Genomic DNA, 14,577 nt, shown 5'->3' with positions numbered 1-14,577 from the left:
CGGAGCCCGCCCAGTTACGCGCCTGCATGACCAGCGCGCCGCCAATCGTGGTGTCCACCACCTCCCGGTGGGAATGACCGAACACCACCACATCGACGCCCGGAATCTCCTTGGGAATGCGCGCCGACACATTCTCCGACGGCAATCCCGTCGCCACGGTGTCGTAGGTGGCGGGTTCGGCAAGGCCGGAATGCAGCAGCACGATCACCACATCGGCTTTGGCCCGACGGGCCGCAGCGACGGACGACTTCACCGCCGGCACAATGTCGGACACCGTCACGCCGGCCGCTTTCAGGTTGTCACGATCCCACACCATCGAGCCGGGTGTGGTGCCACCCACGATCGCCACCTTGATCCCGGCCCGCGTGACCATCGTCCATGGCGCCACGAAGTTGCTGCCGTTGGCGTTCTGGACGTTCGCGGCGAGAAAGGGAAAACTCGCCTGGGCCATGGCCCGCTTGAGCAGCGGCACACCGTAGTTGAACTCGTGATTGCCGAGCACCGCCGCGTCGTAGCGCATCACATTCATCGAGGCGATGACCGGATGCACGGGCGGCGGAGACACACGCGCCGCCACGTAGGTCAGCGGATTGCCCTGCAGGATGTCCCCGGCTTCCACCAGCACCACGCGACCAGGGTGCGCGGCCCGCACCGAGTCGACGATGGTAGCGGCGGCGGCGAGGGAGTGCGCCGAATCGGGGGCGCTGGCGTAATAGTCCCACGCCCGGAGCCGACCGTGCACGTCGGTGGTGGTCGCGACAACCAGATCCACCCGCGCCGATGGCGCTTGGGCGATCACGGGAGCAGCGGGAACTGCGGCGCCCAGCAGCAGGGCGGCGGCCACGGCGCGCGCGCGCCGGGTCGGACAATGGCGGCCAGCAGACAGTTGTTCCATGGGGGAATGCTAGTCGCTCAAAGGGGTCCTTTGGAGGGGCGAACCCGTCCGGGACCGGGTGACGACGCCCCCCGAACGCTCCCGAAACGGCTCGGCGACAGCTTCGTGACGATCTTCGAGTTCCGTCCCTTGGTCAGCTTGCCGGGTCCCCGGTAGTACCGCGATGTTCCGTAGGACCGCAGGTCGGCTCCGGATCGCCGATACAGGCTCGTTACACGGTCGTGGCGATCCGGACACGACGCCCGGGCAGGTTGGTTGCTGTGTCACGCACGAACCCGCAATTCCGTACATGAAACCGCTCATCATCGGCATCGCGGGTGGAACCGGCTCCGGCAAGTCCACGGTGGCGCGCAAGGTGGCCGAGTCACTCCCAGGTGCCTCGGTCGCATTCCTGGAAATGGATGCGTACTACCGCGATTTTCGGCACCTCACACTGGACCAGTTGCATCAGGTCAATTGGGATCATCCCGATGCCTTCGATGTGGAGCTGCTGTCGACCCATATCGCGACGCTCGCCCGAGGCGAGGCCGTCGAGATGCCGCTGTACGAGTTCGCGACGCACTCCCGCAGCGCACACACGCGGCGGATCGAACCGGCGGATGTGGTGGTCATCGACGGCATTCTGCTTCTGGTCGATGCCAACATCCGGGCCCTGTGTGAAGTGAAGGTCTTCGTGGACGCCGACCCCGACATTCGTCTCATCCGGCGCATTCGCCGCGATACGGCGGTACGGGGAAGGTCGCTGGAGTCGGTGCTCGACCAGTATCTCACGACGGTGCAGCCGATGCATCTCCAGTTCGTGGAGCCCAGCAAACGCTACGCCGATGTGATCGTCCCCCGCGGAGGAAGCAACACCGTGGCCGTCGAGATGATCGTCGCCAAGATTCAACGACGATTGCTGCAACGCGCGGCGGTGCATGAGTCCTTCGTGGCATCCCCGGCCGCGGCCGGTTTGACCTGACCCCTGCATGAACCCCGCACCGCCAGCAGCCGATCGCATTCTCGTCGTCGACGACGAACCAGAAATCGTCGCCCTCGTCGCCTATCACCTGGCCAAGGCCGGCTACCGGGTGGCCACGGCCGCCTCGGGATCCGACGCGCTCGAAGTCGCGCGACGCGAACGCCCGTCGCTCATCGTGCTCGACCTGATGCTCCCCGGCATGTCCGGCTTCGATGTCCTCGAACAGCTGCGTGCCGACGACAGCACCCGCGAAGTGGCTGTCCTCATGTTGACCGCCCGCCGCGAAGAACCCGATCGCATTCGCGGTCTGTCGCTGGGCGCCGACGACTACCTCACCAAGCCTTTCTCTCCGGCTGAACTGGTGCTGCGGGTGGGCGCCATTCTCCGGCGCACCGGATCGGCCGCGCCGGTCAGTGCCGACACGCTGGTGATCGGTCCGCTGCACATCGATCGCGCGGCCATGACGGTGCGGGTGGATGGCATGGATGTCGAACTGACGCCCACCGAGTTCAAGCTGCTGCTCACGCTCGCCGAGCGACGAGGACGAGTGCAGGGAAGCGGGCACCTGCTGGAGACGGTCTGGGAAGCGGCACCGGATATTCAGACCCGTACCGTGGACATGCACGTGCAGCGCCTGCGCTCGAAGCTGGGCGCGGCCGGTGAGTTGATCGAGACCGTGCGCGGCTTCGGCTACCGCCTGCGCGCTTCGGCGCCGCGCCTCGTCTGACCACCAACCGGTCGACGTGAAACTCACCCAGCGGATCGTTCTCAACGGCTTCGTCGTCGCCACCGTGCTGATGGCGATCGTGCTGGTCACAGTAGAACGGCGTGTCACCGAGCGGGTGCGCGCCGAGGGGCCGGGGGCCGGTGCCACACCCACCCAATCGTCCGACGAAATGCTGGCGGCCATTCGCCGGGATATCGTCATCGCCGGCATCGCCTCGCTGCTCGTCGGCGTGGTGCTGGCCCAGGTGCTGGCCCGCCCGGTGGCTCGCCCGATCGAAGAGCTGCGTGATGTCGCACGAGGTCTCGCGGCGGGCGACCTCACGCAACGTCCATCACACGCGATCGCCGGTGGTGAAGTCGGCGATCTGGCCGACGCGCTGCGTCGTCTGGCCGAGCAGCTCGATGCGCGCCTGCAGTTGCTGCATTCGGAAGAGGCGCTGCTCGTCGCCCTCACGGAATCGCTCAACGAGGGCGTGGCGGCAGTGGATGTGCGTCAACGCGTCGTACGCATCAATGAAACAGGACGCCAGCTGCTGCGGCTCAAAGACGCCGTGCCCTTCCCCGCCGATTACCTGCCGCGTGATCGTATGCTGCGCGAGGCACTGGCCGGCGCGCTCGCCGGCACGGTCGCGGCGCCCAGCGAAATTCGCGTGGATGATCGGACGCTGTCGCTGACCGCCCGTCCGTTGCCCGATGGTGGAGCGGTGCTCGCGTTGTACGATCTCACGCCCGTGCGCCGCCTCGAGGCCGTGCGACGCGACTTCGTGGCCAACGTATCACACGAACTGCGCACACCGCTCACCGTGATCGGCGGCTTCGTGGAGACGCTGCAGGACGCCGAACTTCCACCCGAGTTGCGCACGCAGTTCCTGCAGATGATGGAAGCCAGTGTGCGCCGCATGCAGCGCATCGTGGACGACCTGCTCGATCTGTCGCGCATCGAATCAGGTGGCTGGCTGCCCAACCCCACGGAACTCGATGTGGCTGCGCTGGCGGCCGAAATCACGGCACCGCTCGAGCGCCCCGCCGCCACCAAAGGGGTGGAGCTCCGCGTCGAGATCGCACCGGGCGCCGAGCGGTTGTACGCCGACCCCACGGCCGCTAGGCAGATTCTCACCAACCTGGCCGAGAATGCGTTGCGACATACGCCCACTGGCAGCGTCACCTTGCTCGCGTCGCCGGAAGACGGCGGCGTATGGATTGGCGTGCGTGACACGGGTGTGGGCATCGGCGCCGAACACCTGCCCCGCATCTTCGAGCGCTTCTACCGCGCCGACCCGGCCCGTTCGCGCGAGGCCGGTGGCACGGGGCTGGGGTTGTCCATCGTGCGCCACCTGGCAGAAGCCCACGGCGGTCGGGTGCGTGCCGAGAGCACGCTGCAGGTGGGCACGACGATTCAGGCCTGGCTGCCCAAGGCAGAATCGGGGTCGGCCTACTCCGCCTGACGCCGCGGACGGCGGCCCGCAAAGGCCTCCGCAATCAGCCGCGGCAGCATCACGCCCGCCGGTCCTTCGATCGGCAGAATCGACGGTCCCTTGCGCTGTCCTTCCATGGTGGGATTCACGACGATGACCGTCGCCCCATGCGTCGCGGAAATCCACGGCAGCGACGCCGCCGGCTCCACGATGTTGGACGTGCCCACCGACAGAAACACATCACACGCCACCGCCGCGTCGCGGGCCGCGCCGAATGGTCCCATCGGCAGCCCCTCGCCAAACCACACCACGTCCGGACGCATCAGCGCACCGCACTGCGGGCACTTGGGTACCTCCGCCGTCGGCTCTTCCGGCGCGAGCACGCTCCCGACGCACCCCTGACTGCACCGGATGTGCATGAGCGACCCGTGCAGCCGAATGGGCTCCCGCACACCAGACCGCTCGTGCAGGTCGTCCACGTTCTGCGTGATGATGGTGCAGTGCGCCACGCGCAGCGCCAGGCTGAGCAGTGCCGCATGCCCCGGATTGGGCTGGGCCGCCCTGACCATGGCCCGTCGCATCGCATACCACTGCCACACCCGTGACGGATGGGACGAAAACGCTTGTGGCGTGGCCAGCTCCTGGGGCGAAAACTTTGCCCACAGGCCGGTCTGCGCCTCGCGGAATGTCGGGATCCCGCTCTCAGCGGATATCCCGGCGCCGGTCAGCACACAGACGTGCTCGGCAGCCCGTAAGGCCTTGGCCGCCACAGAGAGCGCCTCGGCCCGGGTCTGGGGATCGGTCGGCGGCGGCGACGCGACACGCCGGCGATGGGTCGTCGGATCAGGGGGCACCATAGGGTCGCGACTATACCACATGGGCATCGCCCGCACCAGAAGGAGACGACCAGAATTGTGACGGAGCCGTTCCAGTGTCGGGCAAACGGGCGAGCCATCGCGTTTCCGGTGCGTTCCGTGTTTCCAGCCAGCCCCGGCGGCTGTGACACAGTTGTTGCACAGCCGTGCGTTGTTTGAAACCTGAGTCACGGAGCTTTGGGGCATCCGACGTCGGTCGACCGATCGCGTCGCGCTGCTTGTCTCCTCTGTCTCCACGTACTCCCATGCGGACCAAGGCTTACGCACTGCACCGTGTTGCGCGTCATCTGATGCTGGCGATCACGGCCGCCGTCGTTACCACCGTCGTCCCCACGTTGGTTCATGCACAGGCCGCTGCGGCCGCTCCGGCAACGGACGCGCAGAACGGTCGCATCACCGGTCGCATTCTCGATGCGGCCACCGGCCAGGGTATCACGGCCGCGCAGATTCAGGTGGTTGGCACCGGACTCGGTATCCAGTCCGGCATCGACGGCCGTTATACCATCGTCCGCATCCCTGCGGGCACGGTCACCTTGCAGGTGCGCCGCATCGGCTACGGCCCGAAGACGATCACGGGTCTGATCGTACCGGCCAACGGCACCATCGAGCAGGACGTCACGCTCTCCAGCGCCGATGTGCAGCTCGCCGCCGTGAGCGTCACGGCCACCAAGGAAAAGGGCACGGTATCGGAGGCCCTCAACCAGCAGAAGAACGCCACGAACGTGGTGAACGCCATCACGGCCGAGCAGATCGCACGCAGTCCGGACAGCGATGCGGCGCAGGCGGCGCAGCGCGTGAGCGGCGTGACGGTGCAGGATGGCAAGTATCTGCAGGTGCGTGGTCTTGGCGAGCGCTACACCACAGCGTCGCTGAACGGTGCGCGCATCCCGAGCCCGGAGCCCGAGCGCAAGGTGGTGCCGCTCGACCTGTTCCCGGCCGGGCTGCTGCAGGATGTGACCACGAGCAAGACGTTCACGCCGGACCAGCCAGGTGACTTCGCCGGTGCCAACGTGAACATCCGCACGCGTGAATTCCCGGCCCGTCGCCAGATCAACTACACCACGTCGTTCGGCGCCAACACGTCGGTGCGCGGCCAGGTGCTGCCGTTCGCACCGCGCGCCGGTGGTGAACTGTTCGGCATGGCGTCGAGCTCGCGCCGCATTCCGTCGGCGATCTCGCAGGCCAACTTCATGTCCAACATCTCGCAGGCGACGTACAACCAGATGGCGCTGGAGCAGCGCAACGTCTGGAATGCGACGCCGCGCGCGGGTGGCATGAACGGTTCCTTTGGTGCGTCCACGGGCGGCAACACCATTCTGGGCCGTCGCATCGGCTACGTGCTGAGCGCGAACTACGGCTACTCGGAAGAAGTGCGCGCCAATGAGCGCTTCGCGGTGGGCAATCAGGGCCCGAACAACACCGTCGTTCCCCTGACGCAGGTGGAAGGTCAGACCGGTCGCTCGAGCATCCAGTGGGGCGGCATTGCGAACTTCTCCACGATCGTGGGCAAGGGCAATCGATTCTCGCTCAACACCACGGCCACGCGAAGCGCTGACAACGAAGCACGCATGGATCGCGGCTTCGACGAAAACCTGGCCGACAGCATTGCCCGTACCACGCTGCGGTATGTGGAGCGTGGTGTGGCCACGGCCAACCTGCAGGGTGAGCACCAGCTCGGTGAGCGCAACAAGACGGCCTGGTCGGCCACCTACGCGAACACCTCGCGCAAGGAACCGGATCGTTCCGACATCGTCTATTCGCGTGATGGCACCGGCAAGTATTCGCTGCTCTCGTCGCTCGATGGCGCGCGCCGTCTGTACTTCGACCTGCAGGAAAACAACGCGACGGTGCAGTTCGATCACACGATGAACATCGGTGCGATTGCGAACCAGAACGTCGTCAAGTTCGGCGCCTACATGCGGTCCACCGATCGCACCGCCCAGGCGCCCATCTACGCGTTCCTCTCACGCGCCGACGAAAGTGTGCGCACCCAAACGCCCGATGTGATCTTCGGTGCGGCTCAGGCATGTGGCAACTGCTCGCTGATCAATGTCCAGCCGATCGGTCAGGCCGGCTCGTACACAGCCACCGACCGTACCACGGCCGGCTACCTCATGACGGATTGGGGCATCGGCAGCCGCGTGCGGGTGATTGCCGGCGCCCGTGTGGAACAGGCCGACATCAACGTGCAGTCGAGCACGCAGGGTGGCTTCACGGCAGTGGCAGATCTGAACAACACCGATGTGCTGCCCTCGCTGCTGCTCAACACGAAGCTCACGGAAAACCAGAACCTGCGCTTCGGTATCACGCGCACGCTGGCTCGCCCGGAATACCGTGAACTGGCACCGGTGACGTTCCGCGACGTGCTCGGTGGCGTCTCGGTCACGGGTAACGACAAGCTGGTGCGCTCGCTGATCGACAACTACGACCTGCGCTGGGAAGCGTTCCCGACGCCGGGCGAAGTGTTTAGCATCGGCGTGTTCGCGAAGCGTTTTGATCGTCCGATCGAGCGCGTCGAGTCGGCCACGTCGGGAGCGTATCAGGCGCGCTTCCAGAACGCGCTGCAGGCCGTCAACCTCGGCGTGGAACTCGAAGCCCGGAAGTCGCTGGCCATGTTCGGCGAGTGGGCCGCTCCGTTCACCGCGTTCAGCAACGTGACGCTCATGCGGTCGTCGGTTGATCTCGACACGCTGCAGGGCCTGACGGTGACCGACAAGACGCGCCGCCTCGTGGGTCAGGCGCCGTATGTGGTGAACGCCGGTCTCTCGTACTCGAACCTCAGCGGCAGCACGAACGCCACGGTGCTCTACAATGTGGTGGGTGAGCGCATCTACGCTGCCGGCGTGCTCCCGCTGCCGAACATCGTGGAAATGCCGCGTCATGTGGTGGACCTGTCGCTGCGCTTCCCGGTGCTGGGCAGCCTCACGGGCCGCGTCGATGCACGCAACATCCTCGACGCACGCTATCGTTTCATGCAGGGCAACCTCGAGCGCGAAGGCTACAACGCCGGTCGCAACTTCTCGATGGGCTTCTCCTGGCGTCAGTAACACACAGGCCGCTGCGGCTGCGCTCGCACGCGCAGTTGCAGCGGCCTGTTGCGTGTGCAGGTGCGTCATATCACGAGATGGAACGCATGGCCCGGCACGGTGACACAACCGTGACCGGGCCATGACGTTGACGGCACAATGTCTCGCGTTCTTTCGCTTGCAGCGGATGACTCCCGTTGTCCGCGCCATTTCACTCACTCTCTCGACATGCAGATGACTTCTTTCGTGCGCCTCCGCGCCATGGCAGTGGCCTTCCTGGCCATGGGCGCCCTCGCGGCCTGCAGCGACGACGACGATCCAGTGCAGCCGACCACCGGCACGCTGGCCGTCAACGTGAGCGGGCTTCCTGCCGGCACCAACGCGGCCGTGACGATCACCGGTCCGAGCAACTACAACCAGACCGCAACCGCTTCCACGTCGGCGTCCGTTCCGGCCGGCACCTACACGGTGGCTGCGGCCGCCGTGACGGCGAGCAGTGTGACGTACAACGCGACGGTCACCGGTTCGCCGGCGACGGTCACGGCGGGTGGCTCGACGGCAGTGACAGTGACCTACACGGCCGCGGCGCCGACCACGGGCACGCTGACGGTGAACGTGACCGGCCTTCCGGCTGGTGTGAATGGCGCGGTGACGATCACGGGCCCGAACAACTACAACCAGGCCCGCACCGCCACGAGCACGGCGACCGTCCCGACGGGCAGCTACACCGTGACGGCGGCTGCCGTGACGAACAACAACGTGCGCTACACGGGCACGGTGACGGGCTCGCCGGCCAACGTCACGGCAGGTGGCACGACCACCGCGTCGGTGGCGTACGCGGTCGCCGCGAACCCGTCGGTGACGCTGAGCGGCTCCATCGCCGCCAACCGCACGCTGACGGCGGACACGAACTACGTACTCCGTGGCTTCGTGTACGTGAACAGCGGCGCGACGCTGACCGTGAACGCCGGCACCAAGATCGTCGGTGACACCACGGCCCTCGGCTCGGCGCTGTTCGTCCTGCGTGGCGCCCGCATCGTGGCGAACGGCACCGAAGCGGCGCCGATCGTGATGACGTCGCAGCGTAGCGCTGGCAACCGCTCGCCCGGTGACTGGGGCGGTCTGATCATCGTCGGCAACGCGCGCAACAACCGCACGGGCAACATCATCGTCGAAGGTTCGGATGGCTCGGTGGTTGGTGCGAACCCGGCTGGTGTGGTCTACACGGGTGGCACGAATGACGCCGACAACAGCGGCACGCTGCGCTATGTGCGCGTCGAGTTCGCCGGCTATGCGACGCTGCCGGACGCCGAACTCAACTCGTTCACGTTCGCCGCAGTGGGCAGCGGCACGACGTTCGAATACCTGCAGTCGGTGGCTGGCCTCGATGACTCGTTCGAGTGGTTCGGTGGCACGGTGGACGGCAAGTACCTGATCTCCTACGAGTCGGGCGACGACCACTTCGACACGTCAGAAGGCTACCGTGGCCGTAACCAGTTCCTGATCGCCTACCAGTCCACGTACATCACGCCACGCGCTGGCGCAGGTGCCGTGTCGGCTGACCCGCAGGGCTTCGAAGTTGACGGTTGCAACGGTGGTGGTTGCACGGCCCCGGCCGGCGGCAACGCGCAGAGCTCGGGTCAGGCTGATGGCCTGTGGAACATGAACGTGATGGCCAACTACACGCTGATCGGCGTGGGTGGCACGCAGACGACGCCGGCGAACGGCGGTGTGGGTGTGGTCCTCCGCCGCGGTACGGGTGGCTACTACATCAACGGTGTGATCGCGCGCTGGCCGCGTCAGGCCATCTCGATGCGTGACTCGACCACGAACAACCGTTTCCTCGTCGACTCGCTCATCTTCAAGAGCAACTACCTCGCCGAGAACGGCTCGCAGAACGGCGGTGTGGTGTTCGATCCGACCGGCACGAACTTCGGTCAGGAATCGGCCTTCACGGGCCGTGGCCAGACCAACGAAGTCGCTGCGGCTGCTGTGACCGCCGCCAGCCTCTTCACGTCGCTCCCGGCCGGTTCGGCCACGACGACGGGCGCCAACTTCGATTGGACGCCTGCCGCCAGCTCGCCGATCGCTACGGGTGGCCTGAGCACCTTTGCTGCCGATCCGCGCATCGCGGCCCGTGCGGGCACGTTCATCACGCCGACGACGTACCGCGGCGCCGCCGCGCCGTCCGGCGCGAAGTGGTGGGCCAACTGGACGAGCTACGCCCGCAACTAAGGCATAGTGCATGGTCGTGAACCGGGATGCTCCAGATGGCATTCCGGTTCCGACAGCACGGCTTCTCCAGATCCGATGTAATTTTCTGCAGTCCGAACGGCCGGTTCCCATCTACGGGCACCGGCCGTTCGTGCAGCATTACCAGCGGTATCAACACCGATGAGCCAATAGATGCGTTTCTTCTCCAGTACTCTCCGCACGACCGCCAGGGCCGCGTTGATCGCCCCACTGATCGCCGTCGCTACCGCCTGCTCCTCGCCCGAGCTCACGCCCGATGAACAGGCAGCAAAGGACCAGGCCGATCACGTGAAGGAGGTCGTCGCTGCCGGTGGTGTGGTCGACTCGATCCTGCCCATCGAGGAGCATGTGCGCCGCTTCCGCACCGACTTGCCGGCGGTGGATTCGCTGCAACACGCGAGTGCGTCGCTCGAACAGCTCGTCGCGCGACTGGCGCACGCCGTCAGCACGAACGACACCACCGATCTCAATGCGATGGTGCTCAACCGGCAGGAGTTTGCGTACCTGTACTATCCCGATTCCCCCATGAGCAAGCCGCCCTACGAGGCGCCACCGGAATTGTTGTGGGGGCAGATCCTGGCCTCGTCCGACAAGGGCGCGCGGCAGCTGGTGAATCGGCTGAGTGGTAGCACCATTGCCGTGAGCAAGCTGCGTTGCCCTTCGGCACCCGACACCGCAGGACGCAATCTCTTGCACACGCGTTGCGAAGTGCGCTTCGTCGCACCCGGCAAAGCCCCGCTCGAAGGCAACCTGTTCGGCAGCGTCATCGAACGTGACGGCCGCTTCAAGTTCATGGGATTCGCCAACCGGATCTGATCATGCTCTCGTTTGCGCCCTCTCGGGTGGCCTGCCGTAGCGCCCTCGGCGGCGCGCTCCTGCTGTGCATGGCCGCCGCCTGCGCTGGTGATCGTCCGTCGTCGCAGCGCGCCGATTCGGCAGGCGCGGACCAGGGCAACGTGATGACGTCGACCCGCGTGGACATCACCGGCGCCGGCGCGACGTTTCCCTATCCGCTGTATGCGCGCTGGTTCAACGAGTACGCCAAGACATCGAACACCCGCATCAACTATCAGTCCATCGGTTCCGGCGCGGGCATCCGGCAAGTGGTCGCGCGCACGGTCGACTTTGGGGCAACCGATGTCCCGATGACGGACACCGAACTCGCCGCGGCGAAGATGCGCATCCTGCACATCCCCACCGTCGTCGGCGCCGTCGCGATCACGTACAACCTCCCCGAGCTCACCCGTCCGCTCAACCTCAGTGCGGACGTCATCGCCGACATCTTTCTCGGCAAGCTCACCAAGTGGAATGACGCGCGACTGGCTGCGCTCAACCCCAAGGTGGCGCTGCCCGCGACGGACATCCTCGTGGTGCATCGCGCCGATGGCAGCGGCACGTCGTACATCTTCAGCGACTACCTCACCACGGTGAGCCCCCCATGGGCCGCAGGACCGGGTCGCGGCAAGGAAGTGCCCTGGCCCGCCGGCATTGGCGGCAAGGGCAATGAAGGCGTCGCTGGACAGGTGAAGCAGATGCCAGGCGCCATCGGCTATCTCGAGGTCGTCTACGCGCGGCAAAATCGCTTGCCGGTGGCGCATATCCGCAATCAGGCCGGTCGTTTCGTATCGCCCATGCCCTTCGAGATCGCCACCGCCGCCACCAGCGTACTCGATCGCCTCGCCTCCGAGCGCACATCGGCGACCGACCTCCGTATGTCCCTGGTGGACGCGCCCGGTGCGCAGTCGTACCCGATTGCGTCGTTTACCTGGATGCTGATCGCGCCGGATGCCATCGGACCGGTCAAGTCACAGCAGCTCGCCTCGTTCCTGCGCTGGGCGCTACTGGAAAACGGCGACCTGGCCTCCACCCTGGGCTATGTGCCCCTGCCCTCCGATGCCGCCACGCGCGTGGTCGATCAGGTGGAAGAACTGCTCTCGCCGTCGGTGACACGCCCCTAGCTTTGAGGTGATGCCCACCCGCTCGGCCGACCGGCTCTATCAGACCCTGACCGCCTGCTGCGCCGCCGCAATTCCGGCGGTGCTCCTGTTGCTTGGTGGTGTGCTGCTGATTGGTGCCTGGCCGACACTCGCCACGTCCATCGGCACGCTGTTCACCGATTCGACGTGGGATGTGCCGCACCACCGCTTCGGTGCCGCCCCACTGATTGCCGGCACGTTGCTCTCCTCCGCCATCGCGCTCGCCATCGCGGCCCCGCTGGGCATCGGCGTCGCGCTGCTGTCCACCGAAATCGCGCCGCGCCCGCTGCGTGAACCGCTGTCGTTCCTGGTGAATCTGCTCGCCGCGATTCCGTCGGTGGTATACGGATTGTGGGGCATCTTCATCCTCGTGCCATTCCTGCGCGCGATGGTGATGCCGTGGACGATCGCACACCTGTCGTGGATCCCCGGTCTCGGTGGTCCCGCATATGGCCCCAGCCTGCTGGCGGCCTCGCTCATTCTGGCAATCATGGTGCTGCCCTACATCGCGAGCGTCAGTCGCGATGTGATTCTCGCCGTGCCCCGCGCCCAGCGCGAAGCCGCGCTGGCACTCGGTGCCACGCGATGGGAGATGATTCGCGATGCGGTCTTCCCCGCTGCACGAACGGGCCTGTTTGGCGGCGTCATCCTGGGGCTGGGTCGCGCACTCGGTGAGACGATGGCCGTCACCATGGTGATCGGCAATCGCCACGCGATTCCCGACTCGCTGTTCGCACCGGCCTACACCATGGCCGCCATGCTGGCCAATGAGTTTGCCGAAGCCTCCGACGCCACACACCTCTCTGCGTTGATGGCGGTTGCATTGCTGCTACTCGTGGTGACGCTGGTGGTGAACCTGCTGGCGCGCATGCTCGTGACGGGTGTCGGGCAGAGCAACCGGGGTGACCTCGCATGAAGCCGGGTACCATCAGCGAACACGTGCGCCTCGGCGCGCAACGTCGTCGTCACGGTCTGCTCATGACCGCCCTCGCCTGGACGGCGGGTATCGTGGCGTTGCTGCCCCTGCTGTTGATCCTCGCGCATCTCGTGGTGCACGGCATCGGACAAATCACGCCGACTTTCCTCACCCGAGTGCCCGCGCCTCCGGGTGTGCGCGGCGGCGGTGTGGCCAACGGTATCGCCGGCTCGGCACTGCTCGTGATCATCGCCTTGGGTATCGCCGTGCCCGTGGGCATCGGCGCCGGCCTGCACCTGTCCGAACACGGCACTACACGCTTTGCCCGTCTGGTGCGCTTGCTCGCCGATGTGCTCGGTGGCTTGCCATCCATCGTCATGGGCATTGTGGCGTGGGAACTGATCGTACGTCCCGCTGGACACTTCTCGGCGTGGGCCGGCGGTGTTGCCCTTGGCCTGCTCGTCATCCCGCTGGTCACGCGCGCAACAGAGGAGATGGTGCGCCTGGTGCCCGCCTCACTGGCCGAGGCCGCTCTGGCACTAGGCTACCCACAGTGGCGCACCGCGCTGGCCATCGTATTGCGCACGGCGATGCCCGGCGTCGTCACGTCCATCTTTGTGGCGCTCGCGCGCGTGGCCGGCGAAACGGCACCCCTGCTCTTCACGGCGTTCGGCAATCCGTTCTGGTCGCTCGACCCGTCACGCCCCATCGCAGCCCTGCCGCTGCAGATCTATGCCTACGCGCAAAGCCCGTATGAGGAATGGCGCGGACATGCATGGGCTGGTGCTTTGCTGTTGCTGCTGCTCGTCGCCGGCATCGGACTCGGCACCCGTGCCGTATTGCGTGCCCGGGCGCGCCTCTTCGCCACCGTCCGCGGCAGCAGATCCACCAATGGCTGAAGCCCGCGAGAACACGGCTGGGGCCTCGGTGAAGCCGCAACCACCCGCCGTGCGGATCGAGCGCCTCAGTGCCGGATTTGGCCCGCGCAATGTGCTGTATGGCATGTCGCTCACCGCCGAACCGGGTCGCGTCACCGCCCTGATTGGTCCGTCAGGGTGCGGCAAGTCCACGGCGCTCCGGTGCATCAACCGCCTGCATGAGCGTGATGCCAATGCCTGGGTGCGTGGTCATGTCTCGCTCTGCGAGCCGCAGCGCCTGACCGATGTCTACGCCCACGGCACCGACGTGAGCGCACTCCGCCAGCGCATCGGCATGGTATTCCAATATCCGACGCCGTTCGTCACGCAGTCCATCTTCGACAATGTCGCCGCGGGTGTACGGGTGGGCCGGCCGGGTACCTCGCGCGCCGCACTCGAGCACGCGGTGGAGGATGCCCTCGAACGCGCTGGGTTGTGGCGCGAAGTGGCCGACCGTTTGCACGGCAGTGCCATGGCTTTGTCGGGGGGTCAGCAGCAACGCCTGTGCATTGCCCGCGCGCTGGCTGTCAATCCGGACGTGCTGCTGCTCGATGAACCCACGGCATCGCTCGACCCCATTGCGACACAGCGCATCGAAGAGCTGCTGTACGACCTGC

Annotated in this window: 12 protein-coding genes; 10 read left to right on the top strand and 2 right to left on the bottom strand. The window is 66.3% G+C overall.

All coding sequences use genetic code 11. The annotated features are described in order from the left end of the window. The coding region (locus VGE27_RS10990; RefSeq protein ID WP_331049698.1) for a metallophosphoesterase at positions 1–895 on the bottom strand (895 nt) is incomplete at its 3' end. A 289-nt stretch (positions 896–1,184) separates the two neighbouring features. On the opposite strand from VGE27_RS10990, the gene udk reads away from it, so the two are divergent. From udk to VGE27_RS10975, 3 genes are read left to right on the top strand one after another with little or no spacing between them, the layout of a single operon-like run. Next, complete coding sequence (gene udk, locus VGE27_RS10985; protein WP_331049697.1) at positions 1,185–1,856, top strand: uridine kinase; 672 nt, start codon at positions 1,185–1,187, stop codon at positions 1,854–1,856. A 7-nt stretch (positions 1,857–1,863) separates the two neighbouring features. Next, a complete protein-coding gene (locus tag VGE27_RS10980; protein WP_331049696.1) occupies positions 1,864–2,583 on the top strand; it encodes a response regulator transcription factor in 720 nt (239 codons plus the stop codon). 16 nt (positions 2,584–2,599) lie between these two features. Continuing rightward, on the top strand, positions 2,600–4,027 hold the full coding sequence (locus VGE27_RS10975; RefSeq protein WP_331049695.1) for a sensor histidine kinase: 1,428 nt from the start codon (positions 2,600–2,602) through the stop codon (positions 4,025–4,027). Here the strand turns inward: VGE27_RS10975 and VGE27_RS10970 are convergent. Beyond that, entirely contained in the window at positions 4,015–4,854 is an 840-nt protein-coding gene (locus VGE27_RS10970) for an NAD-dependent protein deacylase (RefSeq protein WP_331049694.1), read from the bottom strand. The two genes, VGE27_RS10975 and VGE27_RS10970, sit on opposite strands and share 13 nt — an antisense overlap. 263 nt (positions 4,855–5,117) lie before the next feature. On the opposite strand from VGE27_RS10970, the gene VGE27_RS10965 reads away from it, so the two are divergent. The 7 genes from VGE27_RS10965 to VGE27_RS10935 form a co-directional block, all read left to right on the top strand. Beyond that, positions 5,118–7,919: a TonB-dependent receptor gene (locus VGE27_RS10965; protein WP_331049693.1), complete on the top strand. Its 2,802-nt coding sequence runs from the start codon at positions 5,118–5,120 to the stop codon at positions 7,917–7,919. Positions 7,920–8,126: 207 nt separating this feature from the next. Then, positions 8,127–10,133, top strand: coding sequence for a hypothetical protein (locus VGE27_RS10960; protein WP_331049692.1), 2,007 nt, complete (start codon positions 8,127–8,129; stop codon positions 10,131–10,133). A 171-nt stretch (positions 10,134–10,304) separates the two neighbouring features. After that, positions 10,305–10,967 (top strand): hypothetical protein, encoded by a 663-nt coding sequence (locus tag VGE27_RS10955; protein WP_331049691.1) that lies wholly within the window; start codon positions 10,305–10,307, stop codon positions 10,965–10,967. Between the two features lie 2 nt (positions 10,968–10,969). After that, positions 10,970–12,109 carry a phosphate ABC transporter substrate-binding protein PstS gene (pstS, locus tag VGE27_RS10950; RefSeq protein ID WP_331049690.1) on the top strand — a complete coding sequence of 380 codons (1,140 nt, stop codon included), beginning with the start codon at positions 10,970–10,972 and terminating at the stop codon, positions 12,107–12,109. A gap of 10 nt (positions 12,110–12,119) precedes the next feature. Continuing rightward, a complete protein-coding gene (gene pstC / locus VGE27_RS10945; RefSeq protein WP_331049689.1) occupies positions 12,120–13,043 on the top strand; it encodes a phosphate ABC transporter permease subunit PstC in 924 nt (307 codons plus the stop codon). After that, the gene (gene pstA, locus VGE27_RS10940; protein WP_331049688.1) at positions 13,040–13,942 is read left to right on the top strand and encodes a phosphate ABC transporter permease PstA; all 903 of its coding nucleotides are present in this window, start codon (positions 13,040–13,042) and stop codon (positions 13,940–13,942) included. Before pstC ends, pstA begins: the two co-directional genes overlap by 4 nt. Continuing rightward, positions 13,935–14,577 (top strand): phosphate ABC transporter ATP-binding protein (locus VGE27_RS10935; protein ID WP_331049687.1); only part of this gene is annotated, 643 nt, incomplete at its 3' end. The genes pstA and VGE27_RS10935, both read left to right, overlap by 8 nt.

The organism is Gemmatimonas sp. (assembly GCF_036405635.1).
In the GTDB taxonomy this organism is placed as follows: domain Bacteria; phylum Gemmatimonadota; class Gemmatimonadetes; order Gemmatimonadales; family Gemmatimonadaceae; genus Gemmatimonas.
This window is presented reverse-complemented; position numbering and strand designations above follow the sequence as displayed.